The 24,482-nt window shown below is 61.5% G+C and carries 22 protein-coding genes; 1 reads left to right on the forward strand and 21 read right to left on the reverse strand.

Annotated elements, in window-relative coordinates; all coding sequences use genetic code 11:
• Nucleotides 1-315: 315 nt before the first annotated feature.
• From ACNQP3_RS27830 to ACNQP3_RS27895, 14 genes are all read right to left on the reverse strand, one after another.
• The gene (locus ACNQP3_RS27830) at nucleotides 316-1,101 is read right to left on the reverse strand and encodes a MetQ/NlpA family ABC transporter substrate-binding protein (protein WP_012274716.1); all 786 of its coding nucleotides are present in this window, start codon (nucleotides 1,099-1,101) and stop codon (nucleotides 316-318) included.
• Between the two features lie 175 nt (nucleotides 1,102-1,276).
• Complete coding sequence (locus ACNQP3_RS27835; protein ID WP_012274717.1) at nucleotides 1,277-2,107, reverse strand: sigma 54-interacting transcriptional regulator; 831 nt, start codon at nucleotides 2,105-2,107, stop codon at nucleotides 1,277-1,279.
• A 64-nt stretch (nucleotides 2,108-2,171) separates the two neighbouring features.
• A complete protein-coding gene (locus ACNQP3_RS27840) occupies nucleotides 2,172-2,753 on the reverse strand; it encodes an alpha/beta hydrolase (RefSeq protein WP_012274718.1) in 582 nt (193 codons plus the stop codon).
• Nucleotides 2,754-2,947: 194 nt separating this feature from the next.
• Nucleotides 2,948-3,349 carry an ExbD/TolR family protein gene (locus ACNQP3_RS27845; protein WP_012274719.1) on the reverse strand — a complete coding sequence of 134 codons (402 nt, stop codon included), beginning with the start codon at nucleotides 3,347-3,349 and terminating at the stop codon, nucleotides 2,948-2,950.
• A 1-nt stretch (nucleotide 3,350) separates the two neighbouring features.
• Entirely contained in the window at nucleotides 3,351-4,070 is a 720-nt protein-coding gene (locus ACNQP3_RS27850) for a MotA/TolQ/ExbB proton channel family protein (RefSeq protein ID WP_264316645.1), read from the reverse strand.
• 30 nt (nucleotides 4,071-4,100) lie between these two features.
• Nucleotides 4,101-4,901 (reverse strand): energy transducer TonB, encoded by an 801-nt coding sequence (locus tag ACNQP3_RS27855; RefSeq protein ID WP_012274721.1) that lies wholly within the window; start codon nucleotides 4,899-4,901, stop codon nucleotides 4,101-4,103.
• Between the two features lie 403 nt (nucleotides 4,902-5,304).
• Nucleotides 5,305-6,294 carry a sulfate/molybdate ABC transporter ATP-binding protein gene (locus ACNQP3_RS27860; protein ID WP_012274722.1) on the reverse strand — a complete coding sequence of 330 codons (990 nt, stop codon included), beginning with the start codon at nucleotides 6,292-6,294 and terminating at the stop codon, nucleotides 5,305-5,307.
• 3 nt (nucleotides 6,295-6,297) lie between these two features.
• The gene (gene cysW, locus ACNQP3_RS27865) at nucleotides 6,298-7,170 is read right to left on the reverse strand and encodes a sulfate ABC transporter permease subunit CysW (RefSeq protein WP_012274723.1); all 873 of its coding nucleotides are present in this window, start codon (nucleotides 7,168-7,170) and stop codon (nucleotides 6,298-6,300) included.
• A gap of 11 nt (nucleotides 7,171-7,181) precedes the next feature.
• Nucleotides 7,182-8,000, reverse strand: coding sequence for a sulfate ABC transporter permease subunit CysT (gene cysT, locus ACNQP3_RS27870; protein ID WP_012274724.1), 819 nt, complete (start codon nucleotides 7,998-8,000; stop codon nucleotides 7,182-7,184).
• 185 nt (nucleotides 8,001-8,185) lie between these two features.
• Entirely contained in the window at nucleotides 8,186-9,193 is a 1,008-nt protein-coding gene (locus ACNQP3_RS27875; protein ID WP_012274725.1) for a sulfate ABC transporter substrate-binding protein, read from the reverse strand.
• Nucleotides 9,194-9,241: 48 nt separating this feature from the next.
• Complete coding sequence (gene oscA / locus ACNQP3_RS27880) at nucleotides 9,242-9,424, reverse strand: sulfur starvation response protein OscA (protein ID WP_012274726.1); 183 nt, start codon at nucleotides 9,422-9,424, stop codon at nucleotides 9,242-9,244.
• 194 nt (nucleotides 9,425-9,618) lie between these two features.
• Nucleotides 9,619-12,681 (reverse strand): efflux RND transporter permease subunit, encoded by a 3,063-nt coding sequence (locus tag ACNQP3_RS27885; protein WP_012274727.1) that lies wholly within the window; start codon nucleotides 12,679-12,681, stop codon nucleotides 9,619-9,621.
• Complete coding sequence (locus ACNQP3_RS27890; RefSeq protein ID WP_264316646.1) at nucleotides 12,678-13,745, reverse strand: efflux RND transporter periplasmic adaptor subunit; 1,068 nt, start codon at nucleotides 13,743-13,745, stop codon at nucleotides 12,678-12,680. The genes ACNQP3_RS27885 and ACNQP3_RS27890 overlap by 4 nt, the downstream gene beginning before the upstream one ends.
• The gene (locus tag ACNQP3_RS27895) at nucleotides 13,742-14,830 is read right to left on the reverse strand and encodes an efflux RND transporter periplasmic adaptor subunit (protein ID WP_012274729.1); all 1,089 of its coding nucleotides are present in this window, start codon (nucleotides 14,828-14,830) and stop codon (nucleotides 13,742-13,744) included. Before ACNQP3_RS27895 ends, ACNQP3_RS27890 begins: the two co-directional genes overlap by 4 nt.
• A gap of 272 nt (nucleotides 14,831-15,102) precedes the next feature.
• Between ACNQP3_RS27895 and ACNQP3_RS27900 the strand changes: the two genes are divergently transcribed.
• On the forward strand, nucleotides 15,103-15,558 hold the full coding sequence (locus ACNQP3_RS27900) for an REP-associated tyrosine transposase (protein WP_264316647.1): 456 nt from the start codon (nucleotides 15,103-15,105) through the stop codon (nucleotides 15,556-15,558).
• Nucleotides 15,559-15,665: 107 nt separating this feature from the next.
• On the opposite strand, the gene ACNQP3_RS27905 is transcribed toward ACNQP3_RS27900, so the two are convergent.
• From ACNQP3_RS27905 to ACNQP3_RS27935, 7 genes are all read right to left on the reverse strand, one after another.
• Nucleotides 15,666-16,559 carry an ABC transporter permease subunit gene (locus tag ACNQP3_RS27905; protein WP_012274731.1) on the reverse strand — a complete coding sequence of 298 codons (894 nt, stop codon included), beginning with the start codon at nucleotides 16,557-16,559 and terminating at the stop codon, nucleotides 15,666-15,668.
• Nucleotides 16,556-17,476 (reverse strand): ABC transporter permease subunit, encoded by a 921-nt coding sequence (locus ACNQP3_RS27910; protein ID WP_012274732.1) that lies wholly within the window; start codon nucleotides 17,474-17,476, stop codon nucleotides 16,556-16,558. The genes ACNQP3_RS27905 and ACNQP3_RS27910 overlap by 4 nt, the downstream gene beginning before the upstream one ends.
• Nucleotides 17,473-18,615 carry a polyamine ABC transporter ATP-binding protein gene (potA, locus tag ACNQP3_RS27915; protein ID WP_012274733.1) on the reverse strand — a complete coding sequence of 381 codons (1,143 nt, stop codon included), beginning with the start codon at nucleotides 18,613-18,615 and terminating at the stop codon, nucleotides 17,473-17,475. The genes ACNQP3_RS27910 and potA overlap by 4 nt, the downstream gene beginning before the upstream one ends.
• 60 nt (nucleotides 18,616-18,675) lie before the next feature.
• A complete protein-coding gene (locus ACNQP3_RS27920; protein WP_060494596.1) occupies nucleotides 18,676-19,770 on the reverse strand; it encodes a polyamine ABC transporter substrate-binding protein in 1,095 nt (364 codons plus the stop codon).
• Between the two features lie 158 nt (nucleotides 19,771-19,928).
• The gene (locus tag ACNQP3_RS27925) at nucleotides 19,929-21,026 is read right to left on the reverse strand and encodes a polyamine ABC transporter substrate-binding protein (protein WP_012274735.1); all 1,098 of its coding nucleotides are present in this window, start codon (nucleotides 21,024-21,026) and stop codon (nucleotides 19,929-19,931) included.
• Nucleotides 21,027-21,196: 170 nt separating this feature from the next.
• The gene (locus tag ACNQP3_RS27930) at nucleotides 21,197-22,558 is read right to left on the reverse strand and encodes an aspartate aminotransferase family protein (RefSeq protein WP_264316648.1); all 1,362 of its coding nucleotides are present in this window, start codon (nucleotides 22,556-22,558) and stop codon (nucleotides 21,197-21,199) included.
• Nucleotides 22,559-22,606: 48 nt separating this feature from the next.
• Nucleotides 22,607-23,965: a glutamine synthetase family protein gene (locus ACNQP3_RS27935; protein WP_012274737.1), complete on the reverse strand. Its 1,359-nt coding sequence runs from the start codon at nucleotides 23,963-23,965 to the stop codon at nucleotides 22,607-22,609.
• Nucleotides 23,966-24,482: the final 517 nt, after the last annotated feature.

A 24,482-nucleotide genomic window follows, 5' to 3' on the forward strand; every position in this document is an offset into this window, starting at 1 on the left:
CAAGTCTGCAGGGTGCGCGGGGGCACAATGAATAGACTCTAATGATCTAAAAATTTTTTAATAAATACCTTTATTGCATATGCATAGTACAGGCATAGACGCCCTTTGTAGGAGCGGCCTTGTGTCGCGAAAGCGCCGCAAAGCGGCCCCGGCAATAGCAGGTGAATTGCAAAAATCCTGGGGGCGCTCCGCCCCCCTTTCGCGACACAAGGCCGCTCCTACAGGGGATCGCTTCTCCCCAAAATGCATGTCAAAGAAATAAAAACGCCGACTCATATGAGTCGGCGTCAGGTCATGCAAGGGAATGCAACTGCATCAGAACGCTGGCAGCACCGCACCCTGGTACTTCTTGGCGATGAATGCCTTCACTTCCGGGCTGGTCAGGGCCTTGGCCAGTTTCTGGATGGCTTCGCTGTCCTTGTTGTCCGGGCGGGCAACCAGGAAGTTCACGTATGGCGAATCGGCACCTTCGATCACCAGCGCATCCTTGGCCGGGTTCAGGCCGGCTTCCAGGGCGTAGTTGGTGTTGATCATGTCCAGGTCAACCTGGTCCAGCACGCGCGGCAGCATGGCCGACTCAAGCTCGCGGAACTTCAGCTTCTTCGGGTTCTCGGCAATGTCCTTGGGGGTGGCCAGGGCATTTTTCGGGTCTTTCAGGGTGATCAGGCCAGCCTTCTGCAGCAGGATCAGGGCGCGGCCGCTGTTGCTGCCTTCGTTAGGGATGGCAACAGTGGCGCCTTCCTTCAGCTCGGACAGGTTCTTGATCTTCTTGGAGTAGCCACCGAAGGGTTCGACGTGCACGCCGACCACGGTTTCCAGGTGGGTGCCTTTACCTTCGTTGAAGCTTTTCAGGTACGGCAGGGTCTGGAAGTAGTTGGCGTCCAGGCGCTTCTGGTCCACTTGTACGTTTGGCTGCACGTAATCGGTGAAGACCTTGATCTGCAGGTCCACACCTTCTTTTGCCAGGGTCGGCTTGATCAGCTCAAGGATTTCGGCGTGCGGAACCGGGGTAGCGGCAACCACCAGTTTCTCGGCAGCGGCGGCCAGGCCGGAGAACGACAGGGCAGCAGCCAGGGCAGTGGTCAGCAGGGTCTTCTTCATGGTGGTCCTTGTTCTGAATCTGGGCCATCGACGATGGCGAATCGGGTGCCCAACCGGTTCACCAGTGGGCGTGAGGCGGACAATACCTAGATTTTTTATTCCGTAACAATATCTTTTACTTAGCTGCTTATTCCAAAAACAAACTGCCACCAGCCACTTTGCTTATGAGCGATGTCTAGCGCGCGGGATTGGCCAGGTCGAGGTCCTCCGGCAGGATCTCTGCGCCGTCATTCACCAGCAAGGCAAAGTGGATCACGTTCTCCAGCTCGCGGGTGTTGCCGGGCCAGAAATGCGCTTCCAGCACCTGCTGCGCCGCCTCGCTCACCAACGGCACGGGCCGCTGCAGGCGCACGCTGTAAATGCCCACGAAGTACTCGGCCAGCGGCAGGATGTCGCCCGGCCGTTCACGCAGCGGCGGCAGTTCCAGCGCCCCCTCGCGCAGGTACTGGTACAGGCGCTCGTTGAAGCGCCCCGCACGCACCACGCGCGCCAGGTCGATGCTGGTAGCGGCGACCAGGCGTACATCCACTGGCTGTGGCTGCTGCGCGCCAACCCGGGTGACCTCACGGTTTTCCAGGGCCGCCAGCAACTTGCCCTGGATGGCCAGCGGCAAGTCGGCAATCTCGTCCAGGTACAGCGTGCCGCCATTGGCCGAGCCAAACCAGCCGGCGCGGCTGCTGGCCGTGCCGCCATGACTGCCGGCGCTATAGCCGAACAATTCGGCATCGGCGTAGGTGGGGCTGATGGCCGCGCAGTTGACCGACACGAACAGCCCGCCACGGTCGCTGGCACGGTGGATCTGCCGGGCCAGCAGCTCCTTGCCGGTGCCGGTTTCGCCACGGATCAGCACCGGCACAGGTTGTGGCGCCAGGCGCTCAAGGTCCTCGCGCAGCTGCTGCGAGCGCGGGTCGATGAACACCAGCGCCTTGGCACGAATGCTCAGCGGGCTCTTGTCCAGCTCGGGGAAGGTCAGCAGCGGCTGGCCAAACGGGTTTTGAAAAGTCATGACGAACTCCCGCCCCTGGCCTGCAATGGCCGGGCGTCAGGCAAACGGTAAACAGTAAGGGTGATCAGGCGCGGCGCAGTGCGCGCTGCTCTACCCGGCTCTGCAAGCGATACAAGTAGGCGAAGCCTTGTTCCCAGCGCTCATGGCCGGACTTGACGTTGATGTGCCCGGCATTGCTCAGCAACCCCGCTTCGGCGCCCCATGCCTGGGCCAGGTACAGCGCCCGCGGTACGTTCACGGCCGGGTCGTTGTCCGAGCTGACGACCTGGCTGGGGAACGGCAATGCATCGGTCGGGATCGGCGCAAAGTTGCGCAGGGCTGGCGCGCAGGTGGGCCGCTCGACGTCTGCCGGCGCCACCAACAGTGCACCACGCACCCGCCGCAGCAAGGCCGGCCTGGCTTGCGCAGCCCAATGGGCGACAGTGATGCAGCCCAGGCTGTGGGCGATCAGGATCACCGGTGAGCGCTCGGCGGCAATTGCCTGCTCCAGCGCCTGCACCCAATCCTGCCGCTGCGGGGTGAGCCAGTCGTGTTGCTCCACCCGGGCACTGTTAGGCAGGGTGCGCTGCCAGTGACTTTGCCAATGGTTGTCTGGCGATCCTTGCCAGCCCGGCACAATCAGGTAACGAATCGACTCATTGCGCATGGGGACGCCTCCAGTAAGTTTGCGTGCTTGGAGACAAGTATAGGGAGGGAGTTATATTCGTAAAGGAATAAGAAGCTATTTATTAATAACCAAAAACCAATTCCTGCGACAGGGCCCTCACAGGCAAAAAAAAGGGCCAACCCCTGCCAAGAGATGTGGCCCATAAGCACTTGCCTGAAGAGGTGTGCCGGGTATCAACGTGCGGTAATCACCGCCAGCTTGCTGATCCCCGCGCGTTCGATGGCCGCCATGGCCCGTGCCACTTCGCCGTAGTTCACGCCGTCATCGGCCTGCAGCTGCACGCGCACGTCCGCGTCCTTGTCCTTGGCGGCCTTGAGATTGGTTTCCAGCAGATCGGGCTGGATCTGGTCCTTGTTGATGAACAGCTTGCCCTCGCCATCGATGCTGACCACCAGCGGGTCCTTCTGCTCCACCGGGGCCACGGCCTCGGTCTTGGGCAGGTTGATGGGAATGGCGTTGGTCAGCAGCGGCGCGGTGACGATGAACACCACCAGCAGCACCAGCATGACGTCCACCAGGGGCGTGACGTTGATTTCACTGAGGACTTCGTCGCTGTCCTGGGTCGAAAAGGCCATATCAGGACGCCTCCTTCACTGGCTGGGTGAAACCGGCCTGGGCTTTTTGCACAGCAGGGTGCACCAGCACGCGGAAGGCACTCTTCTGCGCCAGGCTGTAGAAGTCGTGGGCGAAGTCATCGAGGTCGGCGGCGGTCAGCTTGAGGCGCCGCAGGAAGTAGTTGTAAACCAGCACGGCCGGTACCGCGACGGCGATACCCACACCGGTCGCCACCAGTGCCGCACCGATTGGTCCGGCGACGGTTTCCAGGCTGGCGGAGCCGGCCGCGCTGATGCCCTTGAGCGCTTCCATGATGCCCCACACGGTGCCGAACAGGCCGATGAAGGGCGAGGTGCTGCCGATACTGGCGACCACCGCCAGGCCGGTTTCCAGCGAGCGGCGCTCACGCACGATCTGCTGGCGCAGGGCGCGCTCCAGGCGGTCCTGGTGGTTGATCGCATGGCTCAGGTCGTTGGCCTGAGTGTCGCCAACGGCGATGGCAGCGTAGCCAGACTGGGCCACACGGCCAGCCGGGCCGGGCAGCTCATGGCTGAGCTCGGCGGCCGAGTCCAGGCTGGAGGCAGCCCAGAACTGCTGGTGGAAGCGCTTGTCCTGGTTCTTCAACCGCACGAACTGCGCGACCTTGACCAGGGCCAGGCCCCAGGTGACGACAGAAAAACCGACCAGCAGCCAGATGACTGCGCTTTCAACGGATTCGAGGGGGGATGCCAGCAGGCTCATGATGATGTCTTCCTGTGTTCTGCGAAAAAGTTAGCGAAGCTTGAAATCGATCGGCACGCTGACCCAGCCGGTCTGGGCCACATCACCCTGCTTGGCGGGCACGAAGCTCCAGCGCTTCACCGCGGCCAGCGCGGCGGCGTCGAGGGCGTCACGGCCGCTGCTCTTCTGAACCTGGATCTGCCCAGGCTTGCCGCTGGGCAGCACTTCGACACGCAACAGCACGGTGCCCTCCCAGCCACGGCGCTGAGCCATCTGCGGGTACTCCGGCGCCGGGTTCTTCAGGTACGCGGCGTTGGCCGATGCCGGGGTTATCGGGGCCGGCGCGGGTGGTGCGGGCGCAGGCGGTGCCGGGGCCGCCACTGGCGCGGGTGGTGGTGCTTCAACCGGCTTGGGCTGTGGCTTGGGCGCTTGCTTGACCACAGGCTTTGGCACGGGCTTCGGTTTGGGTTTGGGCTTGGCGGCCAGTTCGTCGACGACCGGTGGCGGCGGCGGTGGCTCGACCACGGGAGGCGCGGGCGCAGGCGGCGGAGGCTCGACCACAGGCGGTGCGGGTGCCGCGAACTCGATGGTCATGGGCGGCACCTGTGGCGGCACAACCGGCAGTTCGGGCGTGGGCGCCTGGCTGACCCAGTACGCGGCGGCGCCATGCAGGGCCAGCACCAGCAGGCCCAACACCAGCTTGTCGCGGCGCTTGAGCCCGCTCACAGGCGTGCGTTGCAGGCGCAGCTGGCCAAGCGGCAGGCGAAGCGTGCGTCCAAGCTCGACCAGGTCGCCTGGGGCCGGGCGCCATGGCTGGTCGTAGGCCCTGACGGCCGATTGGACATTACCCATTGATCAAACTCCTGGGGTCTCGATTCAGGTGTGTGGCTGAATCATCGGGGCCAGAGGCTTATCTCTTAAAGTAATGTTTAAAATTATGGTTAGAACTTAATTGAATATTGTTTCTGGAGGATCGCGTGAAAGCCACGGATTGCGCGGGCTGTGGCATTCATGGCTAAAGGCTATGCATTGGGGGCATGCAAAATATTCGCGTAAGGCATGAGATTGCCGCGAGGGCTGCGCCCTCGATCGCGACGCAAGGCCGCTCCTACAAAGGACTCGCGCCCCTCGGACCTTACGCGAATCCCTTGTAGGAGCGGCCTTGTGTCGCGATGGGCTGCAAAGCAGCCCCGGCAATCCGACAGGCATAAAAAAACCCGGGACCAAGCCCGGGCTCTTAATCATCAAGGGCAGATCAGATATCCGCCACCTTCTGCCAAACCTTCGGCCGGAAGAACAACGTCTCCCCACGCGCCAACCCGGTCAGGCTGTCATGGTCCTTGACCACTTCGGCCTCGATCAGCTCGCTCTGCCCTTCCACCTTCAAAGTCACCCGCGTGGTCGCGCCCAACGGCCGGATGTCCCGCACCTCGGCCGCGTGGTGCCCTTCGGTCTCATGCCGCGACAGCGACACCTCGTGCGGACGGAACAGCACGTGGTGGCCTTCGCTCAGTGCCAGGCGGTTGGAATCGCCGAGGAAGTGGTAGACGAAATCGTTGGCTGGCTTCTCGTACACCTCGCCCGGCGAACCGATCTGCTCGATCACGCCCTTGTTCATCACCACGATGCGGTCAGCCACTTCCATGGCTTCTTCCTGGTCGTGAGTCACGAACACCGAGGTCAGGTTGATATCCTCGTGCAACCGCGCCAGCCAGCGGCGCAGCTCCTTGCGCACCTTGGCATCCAGCGCACCGAACGGCTCGTCCAGCAGCAGCACCTTGGGCTCCACCGCCAGGGCGCGGGCCAGGGCGATACGCTGACGCTGGCCGCCAGACAGCTGCTCGGGGTAGCGATCGGACAACCAGTCCAACTGCACCATGTTCAGCAGCTCGTGCACCTTCTCGGCGATCTTGCTCTCGCTCGGGCGCTCGCCCTTGGGCTTCATGCGCAGGCCGAAGGCGACGTTGTCGAACACGCTCATATGGCGGAACAGCGCATAGTGCTGGAACACGAACCCAACGTTACGGTCACGCACGTCATGGCCAGACACGTCCTCGCCATGGAACACGATGTTGCCCTGGTCCGGGGTTTCCAGGCCGGCGATGATGCGCAGCAGCGTGGTCTTGCCGCAGCCGGACGGGCCGAGCAAGGCCACCAGCTCGCCGCTGTTGATGTCCAGGTTGATGTTGTTCAGGGCCTGGAAGCTGTTGAAGCGCTTGCTGACATTACGAACTTCGATCGACATGAATCATTCCTCCGCGGCGCTGTGGCGCAGGCGGTTAATACGGTTCTCGCTCCACTGCTTGAGCAGCAGGATGAAGAGCGCCAGGATCAGCAACAGGCTGGCCACGCTGAAGGCCGCCACGTGGTTGTACTCGTTGTAGAGGATCTCTACGTGCAGCGGCAAGGTATTGGTCACGCCGCGAATGTGGCCGGACACCACCGACACCGCGCCGAACTCGCCCATGGCCCGTGCAGTACAAAGCACCACGCCGTAGATCAAGCCCCATTTGATATTCGGCAAAGTCACGTGCCAGAACATCTGCCAGCCATTGGCGCCGAGCAGGCGCGCGGCCTCCTCTTCTTGCGTGCCCTGCTCCTGCATCAGCGGGATCAGCTCACGGGCCACGAACGGCACGGTGACGAAAATGGTCGCCAGGACGATGCCCGGCAGGGCGAACACGATCTGGATGTCGTGGTCCTGCAGCCACGGCCCGAACAGGCCTTGCGCGCCGAACATCAGCACGTAGACCAGGCCGGCGATTACCGGCGACACCGAGAACGGCAGGTCGATCAGGGTGACCAGGATACTCTTGCCACGGAAGGTGTACTTGCTCACGCACCACGCGGCGCTGACACCGAACACCAGGTTCAGCGGCACCGAAATCACCACGGCGAGCAGGGTCAGCTTCAGCGCCGACAAGGCATCAGGCTCGAAGATCGCCTCGAAGAAGGTGCCAAAACCGTTCTTCAGCGCCTGCGACACCACGATCACCAGCGGCAGCAACAGGAACAGCGCGAACACCAACCAGCCAAGGCCGATCAGAATGCGTCGCGAAGTAGCGCTGCCTCGGCGGGCGGCGTTGGCGGCGGCGCTTGTACTCAGGGATGAACTGGACATGCCGGCCTCCTTCAAGGGGTTTCGATGCGGCGCTGCAGCAAGTTGATCAGCAGCAGCAGGATGAAGGAAACCACCAGCATCAGCACGCCGATGGCGGTCGCGCCGGTGTAGTCGTACTGGTCGAGCTTGACCATGATCAGCAGCGGCAGTATTTCGGTCTTCATCGGCATGTTGCCGGCAATGAAGATCACCGAGCCATATTCGCCCACGCCACGGGCGAAGGCCAGGGCAAAGCCGGTGAGCCAGGCCGGTAGCAGGGCCGGCGCCAGAATATGACGGAACACCTGCAGCGGCTTGGCCCCCAGGCAGGCAGCGGCCTCTTCCACTTCACGCGGGATGTCGGCCAGTACCGGCTGCACCGTGCGCACCACGAACGGCAGGGTGACGAAGGTCAGCGCCAGGGTGATGCCCAGCGGGGTGTAGGCGATCTTGAAGCCCAGGTCGGTGGCGAACTGGCCGACCCAGCCCGCAGGCGCGTACAGGGCGGTCAGGGCAATACCGGCAACGGCGGTAGGCAGGGCGAACGGCAGGTCGATCATCGCGTCGATGATCTTGCGCCCGGGGAAGGTGTAGCGCACCAGTACCCAGGCCAGCAGGGTACCGATCACACCATTGATGATGGCGGCGAACAGGGCGGTGCCGAAACTCAGCTTGAGCGCGGCGATTACCCGCGGTGCGCTGATGATGTTCCAGAACTGCTCCCAGGTCAGCTGCGAGGCATGAATGAACATGGCCGCCAGCGGTATCAGCACGATCAGGCTGAGGTACACCAAGGTGTAGCCCAGCGTCAGCCCGAAGCCGGGTATGACGGGGGAAATACGACGTGACATAAGTATCCCTGGTTGAACGCACGAAGCCCGGAATCAATCCCGGGCCGGTGCAAGACTCTGAATCCCGGGGCTGCGTTGCAGCCCAATCGCGACGCAAGACCGCCCCCACAGGAGATTGCGGTTCCTTGTGGGAGCGGCCTTGTGTCGCGATTGGGCCGCAACACGGCCCCGCTTTTCCCTGGCGTTTACTGTGCCTGATAGATCTGGTCGAACACACCGCCATCATTGAAGAATTTGGGCTGTGCAGTTTTCCAGCCACCGAAGTCCTTGTCGATGGTTACCAGGTCCAGTTTCGGGAACTGCTTGCCAAACTCCGCAGCGACTTTCTCGTCACGCGGGCGGTAGAAGTTCTCGGCGGCAATCTTCTGCCCAGCCGGGCTGTACAGGTGCTTGAGGTATTCGGTGGCAATCTCGGTATTGCCTTTCTTCTCGGCGTTCTTGTCCACCACCGCCACAGGCGGCTCGGCCAGGATCGACAGCGACGGCACGACGATGTCGAACTTGTCGGCGCCACCGTCTTCCTTCAGCGCCAGGAAGGCTTCGTTTTCCCAAGCCAGCAATACGTCGCCCTGGCCGTTGTTGACGAAGGTGATGGTCGAGCCACGGGCGCCGGTATCCAGCACCGGTACATGCTTGAACAGCTCCTGTACGTACTCCTTGGCCTTTTCTTCGCTACCGCCGGCTTTCAGGCCATAGGCCCAGGCCGCCAGGAAGTTCCAGCGCGCACCGCCGGAGGTTTTCGGGTTGGGGGTGATGACCGAGACGTCCTTCTTGATCAGGTCGCCCCAGTCCTTGATGCCTTTCGGGTTGCCCTTGCGCACCAGGAACACGATGGTCGAGGTGTACGGGGTGCTGGCGTCCGGCAGGCGGGTCTGCCAGTTGTCCGGCAGGGTCTTGCCGAGCTTGGCTACTTCGTCGATGTCGCCGGCCAGGGCCAGGGTCACCACGTCGGCGCGCAGGCCGTCGATCACCGCACGGGCCTGCTTGCCCGAACCGCCATGGGATTGCTGGATCTTCACCTTGTCGCCCGGGTGGGCCTGCTGCCAGTGCTTGATGAACTCGGCGTTGTACTGCTGGTACAGCTCGCGGGTCGGGTCGTAGGACACGTTCAGCAGTTCGTAGTCCTTGGCGATGGCGGAACCGGCAAAAACAGCACTGGCCAGGGCGGCGAGCGCATAACGGCGGATGGACATGGTGAAGCTCCCGATTGGCATTTTTCTAATTTTGGATGTGAGGCGCGATCAGCTGGGCTTGTTGCCCGGCTGTTGCAGGCGGAACTTCTCCTTGCGCTCGATCTGTACGACCTGAGCGTTGTGCACAGTGATCTCCACCGCACCAAACCGCAGGTCGCGCAAGGCGCTCTGGATTTCACGCAGAATGGTGGCTTCGTCCTGACCGTCGATGCTACGCAGAGATGCACTCATGCTCGTTCTCCTTGGAGTGAGGGTGCCGGGCAGAGGTTTGAAGGGGATTTGCGCCTGGCTTGAGGGCAATAGTAGTGAGGCGGAGATATTCTTAAAAATACTGTTTAAGAATGTTTATATAACCAAATTCAAGAAGAGATTTTGTAGGCGCCAAAATTCCTCTGTGGGAGCGGGCACGCCCGCTCCCACAGGGTTCAGTGTTGGGTTTTGCTACTGTTTTCAGGCTCGCGGATCTTGTACCAGGCCACATACAGCGCCGGCAGGAACAGCAGCGTCAGCAAGGTCGCCACGATGATCCCGCCAATCATCGCGTAGGCCATCGGCCCCCAGAACACCTCGCGGGCAATCGGGATCATACCCAGGCTCGCCGCCGCCGCGGTCAGCAGGATTGGCCGGCGCCGATGGTTAGTGGCCTCCACCACCGCATCCCATTGCGAAAAGCCTTGCGCCACGAATTCATCGATCTGGGTTACCAGAATCACCGAGTTACGGATGATGATGCCCGCCAGCGCCAGGATGCCAAGGATCGCCACAAAGCCCATCGGCGTACCCGTGGGCACCAGCGCCAGCACCACGCCAATCAGCCCAAGCGGCGCCACGCTGACCACCAGGAACAGCTTCTGCACACTGTGCAGCTGGATCATCAGGAAGGTCGCCATCAGGAACAGCATCAGCGGGATCACCTTGCGGATCGGCCCTTGCGCCTTGGCGCTCTCCTCCACCGTACCGCCGGTAGCCACTTCGAAGCCCACCGGCAGCTTGCTGGCGAACTCGTCGATCTTGGGCTTCAACTGAGCTACCAGATCGGTGGGCTGGATGTCGCCGTTGACCGAGGCCTTGATGGTGATGGTGGGCTTGCGGTCGCGGCGCCAAACCAGCGGCTGCTCCATCTCGTAGCGCACCGTGGCAAACGACAGCAACGGGATCGAAGTGCCGTTGGGCGTGAGGATCTGCAGGTTCTGCAGGGTATCAGGCGAGCCGCGCTCGCTGTCTTCGGCACGGGCGACCACATTGACCAGGTAAATGTTGTCGTTGACCTGGGTGATCTGCACGCCGCTGACGATGCTGTTCATCACATTGGCCACGTCTTCCGACGATAACCCCAGCTGGCGTGCCTTGTCCTGGGCGATTTCCACGCGCAGCACCTTACCTGGCTCGTTCCAGTCGTAGATCATCTCGCCGATATGCTCGTTCTGGTCAAGCAGGGTGGCCAGTTCGATGGCGTGTTTGCGCACCTCGTCGATATTTGCGCCACTGACCCGATACTGGATCGGCCGCCCTACCGGCGGGCCCATTTCCAGCGACTGTACGTTGGTACCGATGCCAACGAACTCTTCATGCAGGATCTTCTGCAAGCGATCCATCATGGCCTGACGCTCTTCGAAGCCTTTACTGACGATCACCAACTGCGCGTAGTAGGGGTTCTGCAACTGTTGGTCGAGGGGCAGGTAGAAACGAATGGCACCTTGGCCGATGTAGGTGCTCCAGTGCACCAGGTCCGGGTCATCCTTGATCCGCGCCTCGAAGCGGTCGACCACCTTGCGCGTCTCCTCGATCGAGGCGTTCTGCGGCAGGTTGAGGTCGACCAGAATTTCAGGGCGGTCCGAGGACGGGAAGAACTGGTTCTGGACAAAGCGCTCACAGAAAATGGCCAACGCGAACAACAGCACCGTACCGATGATGGTCAGCCAGCGGTTGCGCATGCACCACAGCAGGCCACCTTCGAACGCTCGCCCTACTCGCCCGGTCTGCTCCTCGTGTGCCTTGACCTTGCTGCTCAGGATATGCACGCCCAGTACCGGAGCGAAGAACACCGCCACCACCCACGACACGATCAACGCCACGGCGATGACCGCGAACAAGGTGTAGGTATATTCGCCCGCCGAGCTGGCATTGAGCCCAATCGGCACGAAGCCGGCAACGGTCACCAAGGTGCCGGTGAGCATGGGGAATGCGGTAGAGGTATAGGCGAACGTCGCCGCCTGCTCCTTGCTCTCGCCCATCTCCAGCCGCGTGACCATGACCTCCACGGTGATCATCGCATCATCCACCAGCAGGCCAAGGGCAATGATCAACGCCCCCAGCGAAATCCGCTGCATGGTGATGCCGCTGTACTCCATGAACACGAACACCATCGCCAGCACCAACGGAATCGAGCAGGCCACCACCAACCCTGCACGCACACCGAGGCTGATAAAGCTCACCGCCAATACAATCACCACCGCTTCGAACAGTGCGCTAGTGAAGCCGCCGACTGCCTGCTTCACGACCACCGCCTGGTCTGACACGGTGTGCACACCCACCCCGACCGGCAGGTCGGTGATCACGCTGTCCATTTTCTTCTTCAGCGCCGCACCGAATACCTGCATGTTGCCGCCGGCCTTCATGCCGATAGCCAGGCCGATCGCGGTCTGGCCGTTGAAGCGGAACATGGGCGTGGGCGGGTCGACGTAGCCACGCTCGATATCAGCGATATCGGCCAGGCGGAAGAAGCGGTCGTTGATCCTCAGGTTGACGGTTTGCAGGTCTTTTTCGGATGCGAACTGCCCGGTGGTGCGCACCGAAATGCGCTCTGGCCCAGCCTCGATCACCCCGGCTGGCGTTACTGCGTTCTGTGATTGCAAGGCCTGCATGACCTGGCGCTGGTCGATACCCAGCGCTGCCAGTTTGCGGGTCGAGAAGTTCAGGTACAGCACTTCGTCCTGGGTGCCGACCAGCTCTATCTTGCCGATGTTGGGCACTTCGCGCACTTCGGCGCGGGCTTGTTCAACGTAGTCGCGCAGTTGGCGCAGGGTCAGGCCGTCAGAGGTAAAGGCGTAGATCGAGCCGAACACGTCACCGAATTCGTCGTTGAAGGCAGGCCCCTGAATACCCTGCGGGAACTGGCCGCGGATGTCCTGGATTTTCTTGCGCACCTGGTACCAGATTTCCGGGATGTCCTTGGCTTTGGTGGTGTCGCGCAGGTACACGTAGACGGTGGACTCACCCGGACGGGTGTAGCTTTTGGTGTAATCGAGGGAATCGAGCTCCTCCAGCTTCTTCTCGATGCGGTCGGTGACCTGGTATAGGGTTTCGTCCTGAGTCGCACCCGGCCAGCGGGTCTGGATGACCATGGTTTTGATGGTGAATGACGGGTCTTCCTCACGCCCGAGGTTGAAGTACGAAAAAATCCCCATCAGCAGGCCAACGAACATCAGGTACCAGACGAATGACTGGTGCTTGAGCGCCCATTCGGAGAGGTTGAAGCTTCCTTTCATTGCGCATCCTCGTCGAAGGTGACCTTCTGGCCAGGCTTCAGGCTGTTCACACCTGCGGTAACCACGCGCTCACCGGGCTGTACGCCCGACGTCAGGACAATGCTGTCGGCGGTGCGGTCGATCAGCGCCACGTCACGGGTTGCCACGGTCTTCTGCTGTGTATCGATCACCCACACCTGAGTCTTGCCGTCACGCTCCAGCAACGCGCTCGCGGGCAGCTCGCTACGCGGCGTCACTTCCGAACTCAGGGTCACGCTGATGGCAGTGCCCAAGTGGAACGCCGCCGGCGTGCTGGCCAGGGTCAGGCGGGCGCGCCGGGTACGGGTGGTGGCGTCGGCCTGGGGCTCCAGCTCGCGTAGGCTGGCCGTGGTATTGATGGTTGGGTCGAGCTGTGAGGCAACGGTAAAGGTCAGGCCTTTGTTCAACTGCTCGGCCAAGCCGATCGGCAGGTCGATCACCGCTTCCTTCACGTCCGGCCGGGCCAAGGTCACCACGGATTGCCCGGCGGTAACGGTTTGCCCGGCTTCGGCCTGCCACGCGGTGATCACGGCGGCGTGGTCGGTGCGCAGGGTGCTGTAGTCGAGCTGGTCACGGGCCTGGCTGAGCGCGGAGCGCGCCTGCTCCAACGCCGCGCTGGTGGTTTTCAGGTTGGTCTGGGCGATGTCCAGCTGGGCCTGGGCGCCCACGCCACGGTCATACAGCTGTTGCTGGCGACGGGCATCGGCCTGGGCGTTGATCCACTGTGCCTGCACCTTGGCCAGGTCGCCTTCGGCGGCACGCAACTGGTTCTGCTGGTCGGTCGGGTCGAGGGTGGCCAGGGTGTCGCCCGGCTTCACCTGGGCACCGACATCCAGCCAGCGCCGGGCAATGCGCCCGGAAACCCGAAAGCCCAGGGTGCTTTCGAAGCGCGCCTGGATACTGCCGGCGAAGCGGCCCAGCTGCGATTGCACCTGGGGTTCGACCTTGACCGACAGCACCGGCCGAATCGGCTCGGGTGCCTCGTCCTCGCTACTGCAGCCCACTAGCAGCACGCCGGCTGACAGCATCAGCAACAGGCGCTTCATAACTCACCCCCTGGGGCCTTGGCATCGACCTTCTGCACCTGCATGCCGGGGTGCAGCAACTGGCCGCCGTTGACCACCACGCTCTCGCCGCCTTTGAGGCCGCTGGCGACCACGATCTTGCCGGTGAGGTAACGGCTGACTTCAACTTTGCGCAGCTCCACCTTGTCGCCCTCGCCCACCACCCACACGGCGGGTTCATGCAAGGCCTTGGTCAACGCCGACCACGGCAGTTCGACGCTGGGCCGGCCCTGAGCGTTGGTGGTAGCAGTGACCGGTGCGCCCAGTTGCATGCCCGGTGGCACGTCTTTCAGGCCAACCTTGACCTGCACCGTGCCGCTTTGCGCCGACACCGTGGGGGTGATTTCGCGCACGAAGCCATGGGCCTGGACCTTGGGGTCGTCCAACAGGCTGACGACCACCCCGGCATCGCTGGGCGGCGCGACCAGCAGCGACTCGTAGACGTTGAACACCGCATCGCGGTCGCCATCGGTAGCCAGGCTGAAGATCGGCATGGTGGCCTGTACCACCTGCCCGACTTCGGCCTGGCGCTGAGTGATTACCCCAGCGGCCTCGGAGACCAGTGCGGTATAGCTGAGTTGTTCGTTGGCGTTGGCCAGCTGCGCCTGGGCGGCCTTGAGGGCGCTCTGGTTGCTGCGCAACGCGGCTTCGGCGGAGTCGTATTCACTCTGGCTGGTGTAGCCCTTGGGCAGCAGTTTCTGCTGGCGCACGAAGGCGGCACTGGTCTGGGTGACCCGCGCTTGCGCGGCGAACACCTCGGCCTTGGCCGAGTCGACGTTGTTCTGCAAGTCTTTTGGGTCCAGCCGCGCCAGCACCTGGTTGGCCTTGACGTGGTCGCCCACGTCCACGCTGCGCGAAATGATCTTGCCGCCTACGCGGAACGAGAGGTCGGTCTGCACCCGCGCCTGCACATCGCCGGTCAGGGTGACCCTGGCAGCGAAATCGGTGGGCTGGACCTGTTGCACACCCACCCGAGGCAGCGTCTCGGGAACCTCTTCCTTGCTACAACCGGTGAGCATGGACAGCAAGCCCAAGCTTGCCAGCAACAGTGGACGCGTCACCCTCATGCAGGCTCCTAGCTTGCGCACAAATGATTTGTGAGATGCGACTGTCAGCGTAGTTCAGGGTTCGGTAAACATCACTGATGGAGATCACTCAGGCATTTTCAGCCCCTGCGCGGGCCCTTTCGCGGGTGAACCCGCTCCCACAGGGTGGACTGCCCCCGAAAAGGTCGGTACAGCCACCCACAAGCCCCCTGCCATATCCAGAAACTATCCAAAGCACTTTCGCGGTTTCACAGCCACTACCTTGGAGAGGTCACTTTTCCAGGAAGAAACCAATGCCTCAGGCTCAATCACACCTGCTCCGCCGTGGTCGCTATTCAGAACTCGGCAGGCTGTACCTGCTTACTACTGTTACCCATCAACGCAAGCCACTGTTCCATGACTTTCATCATGCAAGGCTGGTCATCCACCAACTGCGGCAATCCGAGCATGAGCACGCCTGCCGCTCAATGGCCTGGGTACTGATGCCGGACCATCTGCATTGGCTAATCGAGTTGAAAGGCACGACGCTGGGTACGTTGATGCGCAGATTCAAATCCAGATCCAGTCTGGTTTTGCATCAGGCGGGGGTTGAGCATGACCCGGTGTGGCAGCCTGGGTATCAGGACCGAGCATTGAGACGGGAGGGAAGCATGGTTCAGGTCGCCAGAAACATCGTTGCCAACCCCTTGCGTAACGGGCTGGTGAAGAGTGTCAGAGACTATCCACATTGGGATGCGATATGGCTTTGAATCGGTGGGAGAGCCTTCGCGGGTAAACCCGCACCCACAGGTACTGCGCAGGTCTTGAAGACTGCACATGCCCCTGTGGGAGCGGGTTTACCCGCGAAAGGGCCGGGTCAGGCCGAAGCCGCAACCTGAGCCGGGCGCTTGACCTGTGGCTGCGAGGCGTTGGCCGCAGCACCCTCTTCGATCGCCTGCTGAATCGCCTTGCGACGACGCTCTTCGCTCCGGCGGCTGAAGTACCAGACAAAGAAGGTCACCAGCGACACCGACAGCAGAATCAGACTGGCCACGGCGTTGATCTCTGGCTTCACGCCCAAGCGCACCGCCGAGAACACTTCCATCGGCAAGGTGGTCGAGCCTGGGCCGGATACGAAGCTGGCCAACACCAGGTCATCCAGCGACAGGGCGAACGACATCATGCCGCCCGCCGCCAGCGATGGCGCGATCATCGGGATGGTGATCAGGAAGAACACCTTCCACGGCTTGGCACCCAGGTCCATCGCCGCTTCCTCGATCGACAGGTCCAGCTCACGCAGGCGTGCCGACACCACTACCGCCACATACGCCGCACAGAACGTGGTGTGGGCAATCCAGATGGTGACGATACCGCGCTCCTGCGGCCAGCCGATCATCTGCGCCATGGCCACGAACAGCAGCAACAGAGACAGACCGGTGATCACTTCAGGCATTACCAGCGGCGCGGTAACCAGGCCACCGAACAGCGTGCGGCCCTTGAAGCGGGTGACCCGGGTCAGCACGAAAGCTGCCAGGGTACCCAGCGCCACCGCCGCCACCGCCGTGTAGCAGGCGATTTCGAGCGAGCGCATCACCGAACCCATCAGCTGGGTGTTGTCGAGCAGGCCGACGTACCATTTGATCGACCAGCCGCCCCACACCGTCACCAGCTTGGAGGCGTTGAACGAGTAGATCACCAGGATCAGCATCGGCAGGTAGATGAACAGCAAGCCGAGCACCAGCATCAGCTTGGAGAAACTGAAGCGTTTCATGCGCGGCCCTCCATTTCTTTGGCCTGGCTGCGGTTGAACAGCAGGATCGGCACGATCAGGATCGCCAGCATCACCACCGCCAATGCAGACGCCACCGGCCAGTCACGGTTGTTGAAGAACTCCTGCCACAGCACTTTACCGATCATCAGGGTTTCCGGGCCGCCGAGCAGTTCAGGGATCACGAACTCGCCCACCACCGGGATGAACACCAGCATGCAGCCGGCGATGATGCCGTTCTTCGACAGCGGCACGGTGATTTTCCAGAAGCTGTTGAAGGTGCTCGACCCCAGGTCAGAAGCAGCCTCCAGCAACGAAGGGTCATGCTTAACCAGGTTGGCAAACAGCGGCAGGATCATGAACGGCAGGTACGAATAGACCACGCCGATGTACACCGCCAGGTTGGTGTTGAGGATCTGCAGTGGCTGGTCGATCAGCCCGGTCCACATCAGGAAACCGTTGAGCAAGCCGTTGTTGCTGAGGATGCCCATCCAGGCATAGACGCGGATCAGGATCGCGGTCCAGGTCGGCATCATGATCAGCAGCAGCAGGACCGTCTGGGTCTCCTTCTTGGCGTTGGCAATGGCGTAGGCCATCGGGAAGCCGATCAGCAGGCACAGAATGGTGCTGAAGAAGGCCATCTTCAACGACCCCAGGTAGGCCGAGATATACAGCTCATCCTCGGTCAACAGCCCATAGTTGGCCAGGTTGAGCACCAACTGAATCTTGTCTTCGACGTAGGTGTAGATCTCGGTATACGGCGGGATCGCCACGTCGGCTTCGGCAAAACTGATCTTCAGGACAATGAAGAACGGCAGCATGAAGAACAGGAACAGCCAGATGAACGGCACGCCGATCACCAGGTGCCGCCCCTCCGGGACCAGGCGCTGGAAGGCTCGCTTGAGCTTGCGCAGTTTCATGACCGCAGTACCACGCCGCTGTCGTCTTCCCACCATACGTACACTTCATCGCCCCAGGTCGGACGAGTGCCCTGGCGTTCGGCGTTGGCGACGAACGACTGGACAACCTTGCCGCTCGGCAGCTCGACGTAGAACACCGAGTGGCCGCCCAGGTAGGCGATGTCGTGGACCTTGCCGCGCGACCAGTTGTGCTCGCAGGTCGGCTGCTGGGTGGTGACCAGCATCTTTTCCGGGCGCAAGGCGTAGGTGATGTGCTTGTCTTCCACCGAGGTGGTGATGCCGTGGCCCACGTAGATCTTGCGCTCCAGCTCCGGGCTGGCAATGATCGCGTGGCCTTCGGCGTCGTCGACCACTTCACCTTCGAACAGGTTGACGTTACCGATGAATTCGCACACCAGGCGGCTGGTAGGCGTCTCGTAGATGTCCACCGGCGAGCCGATCTGGGCGATCCAGCCCAGGTGCATGATGGCGATGCGCTGGGCCATGGTCATGGCCTCTTCCTGGTCGTGGGTCACCATCACGCAGGTCACGCCTACGCGCTCGATGATCTCCACCAGTTCCAGCTGCATCTGCGAACGCAGTTTCTTGTCCAGCGCACCCATTGGCTCGTCGAGCAGCAGCAGCTTGGGGCGCTTGGCCAGCGAGCGGGCCAACGCCACACGTTGACGCTGGCCACCCGACAACTGGTGCGGCTTGCGCTTGGCGTACTGGGTCATGTGCACCAGCTTGAGCATCTCGGCCACACGGGCATCGATCTCGGCCTTGGGCATCTTGTCCTGCTGCAGGCCGAAGGCGATGTTCTGCGCCACGGTCATATGCGGGAACAGCGCGTAGGACTGGAACATCATGTTGATCGGCCGCTCGTAGGGCGGCATATCGGTGATGTCGACGCCATCGAGGAAAATCCGCCCTTCGGTTGGGCGCTCGAAGCCGGCCAGCATGCGCAGCAAGGTGGACTTGCCGGATCCGGAGCCACCCAGCAGGGCGAAGATCTCACCCTTGCGGATTTCCAGGGACACATCCTCTACGGCGATGGTTTCGTCGAACTTCTTCGTGACCCGGTCGATTTTGACCAGCACCTGCTTGGGTTGCTGGCCACCCTCGAGGGCTTTCTTATAGGCACCGGAGGCAACTGCCATGAGTGAAACTCCCAACAAGATTTGTGTGCCCGCCCCTGCTTGGACGGCGGGCCTGGATTGTTACTTGCCCGACTTGACCTTGGTCCAGCTACGGGTCATCAAACGTTGCACCTTGGGCGGCAACTCTGAATTCACGAACATCTTGTCCAGCACATCCTGCGGTGGGTAAACCGCAGCGTCGGTCCTCACGGCCTGGTCCATCAGGTCGCCAGCCTTGGGGTTCGGGTTGGCGTAACCGACGTAATCGCTGACCTGGGCGATAACCTCAGGTTTCAGCAAATAGTTGATGAAGGCATGCGCCTCTTTGACGTTCTTGGCGTCCTTGGGGATCGCCAGCACGTCGAACCAGAGGTTGCCGCCTTCCTTGGGAATGGCGTAGGCCAGGTTCACGCCCTTCTTCGCTTCTTCAGCGCGGGCCTTGGCCTGGAACACATCACCCGAGAACCCTGCCGCGACGCAAATGTCGCCGTTGGCCAGGTCGGTGATGTACTTGGACGAGTGGAAGTAGGTCACGTACGGGCGCACCGCCAGCAGCTTCTGCTCGGCCTTGGCGTAATCCTTGGGGTCGGTGCTGTTGGGGTCGAGGCCCATGTAGTTGAGCACCGCCGGGAGCATTTCGTCCGCCGAGTCGAGGAAGGCCACACCGCACTTGGAGAGCTTCTTCATGTTCTCGGGCTCGAACAAGACGGCCCAGGAGTCGATGGTGTCCACGCCCAGCGCGGCCTTCACCTTGTCGACGTTGTAACCGATGCCGTTGGTGCCCCACAGGTAAGGCACGGCGTACTGGTTGCCTGGATCGTTCTTTTCCAGGCGCTTCATCAACGCCGGGTCGAGGTTGGCATAATTGGGCAGCAGGTTCTTGTCGAGCTTCTGGAACGCGCCCGCCTTGATCTGCTTGCCGAGGAAATGGTTGGACGGCACCACTACGTCATAGCCGGTGTTACCGGCCAGCAGTTTGCCTTCCAGGGTTTCGTTGGAGTCGAACACGTCCTGCACGGGCTTGATGCCCGTGGCTTTCTCGAAGTCCGCGAGTGTGGTCGGGCCGATGTAGTCGGACCAGTTATAGAGATGCACCGTTGGCGCCGCTTGGACGCTGCATGCCAGCGTCAGGCCCGCGCCGGCCATCAAGGCCTTGCGGAATACAGAAATAGACAAGTGGGTGGTCCTCACAATCAGTGCCTGGGTAGCGACAGTGCTGCCGCACACGCAAAACCGGCGCGCAACTTACCTTCGCAGCTTCGATGCCGCAATCATCAATTGCCTTTCACTGGCTCTGAGCCGGAAATCCCCGGCCCAGAGGTGCCGCATCGGGCTTACTTGCCCGACTTGATCTTGGTCCAGCTGCGGGTGATCACACGCTGGGCAGAAGCTTCAGGCGCAGCGATTGCGTACAGCTGCTTCTTCACTTCGGCAGGCGGGTAGATGCTCGGGTCGCTGGTAATGTCCTTGTCCACGAACTGGGTAGCCGCAGCATTGCCGTTCGGGAAGCGCACGGCGTTGGTGATTTCAGCCATGACTTCTGGCTGCATCAGGAAGTCCATGAACTGGTAGGCAGCGTCTTTATGCTCGGCATCTTTCGGGATGGCGACCATGTCGTAGAAAGTACCGGCACCTTCTTTCGGAATGATGTAGTCCACTTTGATCTTGTCGCCGGCTTCGTGGGCACGGGCCTTGGCCTGCTCGACGTCACCCGAATAACCGACGGCCACGCAGATGTTGCCGTTGGCCAGGTCGCCAATGTACTTGGACGAGTGGAAGTAGGTGATCGAAGGACGGACCTTGAGGAACAGGTCCTCGGCGGCCTTCAGGTCTTCTTTCTTGGTGCTGTTGCTCGGCAGGCCCAGGTAGTGCAGTGCGGCCGGCAGCATTTCGGTCGGGGCATCCAGGAAGCTTACGCCGCAGCTCTTGAGCTTGGCGATGTTCTCAGGCTTGAACACGGCGTCCCACGAGTCGATGTGGTCGACACCCAGCGCGGCCTTGACCTTCTCCGGGTTGTAGCCGATGCCGATGGAGCCCCACATGTACGGGAAGGCGTGCTTGTTGTCCTTGTCGCTGGCATCGCCAACGGCCTTGAGCAGGTCGGGGTCGAGGTTTTTCCAGTTCGGCAGTTTCGAACGGTCCAGTTCCTCGTACACACCCGCCTTGATCTGCTTGGCCAGGAAGTTGTTCGAGGGCACGACGATGTCATAGCCCGACTTACCTGCCAGCAGCTTGGCTTCCAGGGTTTCGTTGCTGTCGAAGACGTCGTACTTGACCTTGATACCGGTCTGCTTTTCGAACTTGGCGATGGTGTCCGGCGCGATGTAGTCCGACCAGTTGTAGACGTTCAACACCTTGTCGTCAGCCTGTGCAGCAGTAGCCATGGCACCCATCAGGGCTGCGGCCAGCAACGTCTTGCCCATTTTATTCATGCGTCATGCTCCAGAATTTTTTATTTAGCCATCTGTTCAGCAGCCAGGACCTACGGTGCAGAGCGCGCGGCGACTGAAACAGTCGCTAGTCTGGCAAGTTACAAGGCCCTGTATCAAGGAAAGCAGGACCCTGTAACGACTTAATGTCACATCGCTAGCCTAGCAGGTGCTCAGTTGATCGCCTCAAGGGTCAAATCGAGGCATTTGCGCGCCTTTTCCACCAGCTCGTCGATCTCCGCGTGGCTGATGACCAGCGGCGGCGCGATGATCATGGTGTCACCCACCGCACGCATGATCAGGCCGTTGTCGAAGCAGAAGGTGCGGCAGATCATGCCCACGCCCTTGCCTTCGTAACGGCTGCGGGTGGCCTTGTCCTTCACCAGCTCGATCGCACCGAGCATGCCCAGGCCGCGTACTTCACCCACCAGCGGGTGGTCCTGCAGTTCACGCAAACGCTTTTGCAAATACGGTGCCGCTTCTGTGCGCGCCTTCTCGACAATTTTCTCGTCGCGCAGGATGCGCAGGTTTTCCAGGCCCACCGCGGCCGCCACCGGGTGGCCGGAGTAAGTGAAGCCGTGGTTGAAATCGCCGCCTTCGCTGATCACCTTGGCCACGGTGTCACGCACGATCACACCGCCCATGGGGATGTAACCGGAGGTCAGGCCCTTGGCGATGGTCATCAGGTCGGGTTTGAGGTCGTAGTAGTCTGAGCCGAACCACTCGCCGGTACGGCCAAAACCGCAAATCACTTCGTCGGCGACGAACAGGATGTCGTACTTGGCGAGAATCTCCTTCACCTTCGGCCAGTAGGTTTCCGGCGGGATGATCACGCCGCCTGCGCCCTGGATAGGCTCGGCGATGAAGGCGGCGACGTTGTCTTCGCCCACTTCGAGAATTTTCTTTTCCAGCTGCTCGGCTGCCCACACACCGAACGCATCCGGGGTCATGTCGCCGCCTTCACCAAACCAGTACGGCTGCGGGATGTGCACGATGCCGGGAATCGGCAGGCCACCCTGCTCGTGCATGCCGCTCATGCCACCCAGGCAGGCACCGGCGAAGGTGGAACCGTGGTAGCCATTGATACGGCTGATGATGGTCTGCTTGTGCGGCTTGCCCTTCAGCGCCCAGTAGTGGCGCACCATGCGCAGCACGGTGTCGTTGCCTTCGGAGCCGGAGCCGGTGAAGAACACATGGGTCATGCCTTGCGGCGCCACATCGGTGATCGCCTTGGCCAGCTCAAGCGCCGGCGGGTGAGCGGTCTGGAAGAACAGGTTGTAGTACGGCAGCTCGCGCATCTGCTTCTCGGCCGCCTGTACCAGTTCCTCGCGGCCATAACCGACCGCCACGCACCACAGGCCGGCCATGCCGTCGAGAATCTTGTGGCCCTCGCTGTCCCACAAATGCACACCCTGGGCCTTGGTGATGATGCGCGGCCCCTTCTCCTTCAGTTGCTTGTAGTCACTGAAGGGGGCGAGGTGATGCTCCCCACTGAGGGTTTGCCATTCACGGGTTTGCGGGTTGTTGACGCTCATGTGCTTCTCCGTAATTCGACCGCCGCGCTCCTGCGGCACCAGGGTTGATCAGACAGCGAACAGCAGGAACTCACGCTCCCACGAACTGATGACGCGTTTGAAGTTTTCGTGCTCGGCGCGCTTGGTGGCGACATATCCGGTAATGAATTTTTTGCCCAGGTATTGCACCAGCGCACGGCTGTTTTCCATGCGTTCCAAGGCATCTTCGATGGTCAGTGGCAGGCGCAGGTTGCGGCGCTCATAACCACGGCCCTGTACCGGCGCGCTGGCCTCGATGCCTTCGACCATACCGATGTAGCCACACAGCAAGCTGGCGGCGATGGCCAGGTAAGGGTTGGCGTCGGCGCCCGGCAGGCGGTTCTCGACCCGGCGGCTTTGCGGGCCGGCATCCGGTACGCGCAAGCCGACCGTGCGGTTTTCTTCGCCCCACTCCACGTTCACCGGCGCCGAGGTGTCGGGCAGGAAGCGGCGGAACGAGTTGACGTTGGGCGCGAACAGCGGCAGCGCCTCGGGGATGAACTTCTGCAGGCCACCAATGTGGTTGAGGAATAGCGCGCTCATGCTGCCGTCTTCATTGCTGAAGATGTTCTTGCCGGTAGCCACATCGACCACGCTCTGGTGCAGGTGCATGGCACTGCCCGGCTCGCCGGTCATCGGCTTGGCCATGAAGGTGGCGGCCACGTTGTGCTTGAGCGCCGCCTCGCGCATGGTGCGCTTGAACACCAGAATCTGGTCGGCCAGGTGCAGGGCGTCGCCGTGACGGAAGTTGATTTCCATCTGCGCCGTGCCGTCTTCGTGGATCAGCGTGTCGAGGTCCAGCTGCTGCAGTTCGCACCAGTCGTAGACGTCTTCGAACAGCGGGTCGAATTCGTTGGCGGCTTCGATGGAGAACGACTGACGGCCGGTCTCTGGGCGGCCGGAGCGGCCTACCGGGGGCTGCAGCGGGAAGTCCGGGTCTTCGCTGCGCTTGGTCAGGTAGAACTCCATCTCGGGCGCGACGATCGGCTGCCAGCCCTTGTCGGCGTACAGCTGCAGGACTTTCTTCAGCACGTTGCGCGGCGACAGTTCGACCGGGTTGCCCTTTTTGTCGTAGGTGTCGTGGATGACCTGGGCGGTCGGCTCGATGGCCCACGGTACAAGGAACACGGCGTTTTCGTCGGGGCGGCAGATCATGTCGATGTCGGCCGGGTCGAGCAGTTCGTAATAGATGTCGTCGTCGACGTAGTCGCCGGTCACCGTCTGCAGCAACACGCTCTCGGGCAGGCGCATGCCTTTTTCGGCGATGAATTTGTTGGTGGGCGAAATCTTGCCGCGCGTGATGCCGGTCAGGTCACTGATCATGCATTCGACTTCGGTGATCTTGTGCTCTTTCAACCAATCGGTGAGCTGGTCGAGGTTGTTACTCATAAATACCTCAGGAGGTAAGGTGGTCCACGTCTTGATTCTGGATGGAGTAGATTGCTAAAGCAAAAACCCACGCGCAGAGCCACAGTGGATACACTGAAATCAGCTGTGTCCGTAATGAGTTCGAAAGGCAGGAAGACGAAACGAAGGGCGGCAAGCCGCTACGAGGGCGGGCCTGGGAGCACCAAACGTCAATTATTGCGGCCAGGGCGACCACGCCATTGACGATGCTTGCAAAAACGACGGATGTACCTGATGACACCGCGCAGGCAGTGCTTTCAGGTCGCGGCAAGCGGACCATGTGACCCTCGTATTATTGTGTTCTGGGTTGAGACCGAGCTTAGCCTTGTTCATTTTTTTACACAACACCTCCGTAAAAAATAAAACACGGTGCACCGGAGATAGCCCTTTACGCGGTAAATAGCGGATAATGCTTTGCCCCGATATGCAGCAAATCTGCCGTAGATGTGCCATTTCAGGGCATCATGGGGTTGGCTTGACATCAGTATGGCTTTTCGAT

The organism is Pseudomonas sp. LFS074 (assembly GCF_047978165.1).
GTDB lineage: Bacteria > Pseudomonadota > Gammaproteobacteria > Pseudomonadales > Pseudomonadaceae > Aquipseudomonas > Aquipseudomonas putida_P.

Coding starts and splice junctions, on each gene's coding strand:
- ACNQP3_RS27830 (WP_012274716.1), bottom strand. CDS start 1,101: ATGAAGAAGACCCTGCTGACCACTGCCCTGGCTGCTGCCCTGTCGTTC.
- ACNQP3_RS27835 (WP_012274717.1), bottom strand. CDS start 2,107: ATGACTTTTCAAAACCCGTTTGGCCAGCCGCTGCTGACCTTCCCCGAG.
- ACNQP3_RS27840 (WP_012274718.1), bottom strand. CDS start 2,753: ATGCGCAATGAGTCGATTCGTTACCTGATTGTGCCGGGCTGGCAAGGA.
- ACNQP3_RS27845 (WP_012274719.1), bottom strand. CDS start 3,349: ATGGCCTTTTCGACCCAGGACAGCGACGAAGTCCTCAGTGAAATCAAC.
- ACNQP3_RS27850 (WP_264316645.1), bottom strand. CDS start 4,070: ATGAGCCTGCTGGCATCCCCCCTCGAATCCGTTGAAAGCGCAGTCATC.
- ACNQP3_RS27855 (WP_012274721.1), bottom strand. CDS start 4,901: ATGGGTAATGTCCAATCGGCCGTCAGGGCCTACGACCAGCCATGGCGC.
- ACNQP3_RS27860 (WP_012274722.1), bottom strand. CDS start 6,294: ATGTCGATCGAAGTTCGTAATGTCAGCAAGCGCTTCAACAGCTTCCAG.
- cysW (WP_012274723.1), bottom strand. CDS start 7,170: ATGTCCAGTTCATCCCTGAGTACAAGCGCCGCCGCCAACGCCGCCCGC.
- cysT (WP_012274724.1), bottom strand. CDS start 8,000: ATGTCACGTCGTATTTCCCCCGTCATACCCGGCTTCGGGCTGACGCTG.
- ACNQP3_RS27875 (WP_012274725.1), bottom strand. CDS start 9,193: ATGTCCATCCGCCGTTATGCGCTCGCCGCCCTGGCCAGTGCTGTTTTT.
- oscA (WP_012274726.1), bottom strand. CDS start 9,424: ATGAGTGCATCTCTGCGTAGCATCGACGGTCAGGACGAAGCCACCATT.
- ACNQP3_RS27885 (WP_012274727.1), bottom strand. CDS start 12,681: ATGAAAGGAAGCTTCAACCTCTCCGAATGGGCGCTCAAGCACCAGTCA.
- ACNQP3_RS27890 (WP_264316646.1), bottom strand. CDS start 13,745: ATGAAGCGCCTGTTGCTGATGCTGTCAGCCGGCGTGCTGCTAGTGGGC.
- ACNQP3_RS27895 (WP_012274729.1), bottom strand. CDS start 14,830: ATGAGGGTGACGCGTCCACTGTTGCTGGCAAGCTTGGGCTTGCTGTCC.
- ACNQP3_RS27900 (WP_264316647.1), top strand. CDS start 15,103: ATGCCTCAGGCTCAATCACACCTGCTCCGCCGTGGTCGCTATTCAGAA.
- ACNQP3_RS27905 (WP_012274731.1), bottom strand. CDS start 16,559: ATGAAACGCTTCAGTTTCTCCAAGCTGATGCTGGTGCTCGGCTTGCTG.
- ACNQP3_RS27910 (WP_012274732.1), bottom strand. CDS start 17,476: ATGAAACTGCGCAAGCTCAAGCGAGCCTTCCAGCGCCTGGTCCCGGAG.
- potA (WP_012274733.1), bottom strand. CDS start 18,615: ATGGCAGTTGCCTCCGGTGCCTATAAGAAAGCCCTCGAGGGTGGCCAG.
- ACNQP3_RS27925 (WP_012274735.1), bottom strand. CDS start 21,026: ATGAATAAAATGGGCAAGACGTTGCTGGCCGCAGCCCTGATGGGTGCC.
- ACNQP3_RS27930 (WP_264316648.1), bottom strand. CDS start 22,558: ATGAGCGTCAACAACCCGCAAACCCGTGAATGGCAAACCCTCAGTGGG.
- ACNQP3_RS27935 (WP_012274737.1), bottom strand. CDS start 23,965: ATGAGTAACAACCTCGACCAGCTCACCGATTGGTTGAAAGAGCACAAG.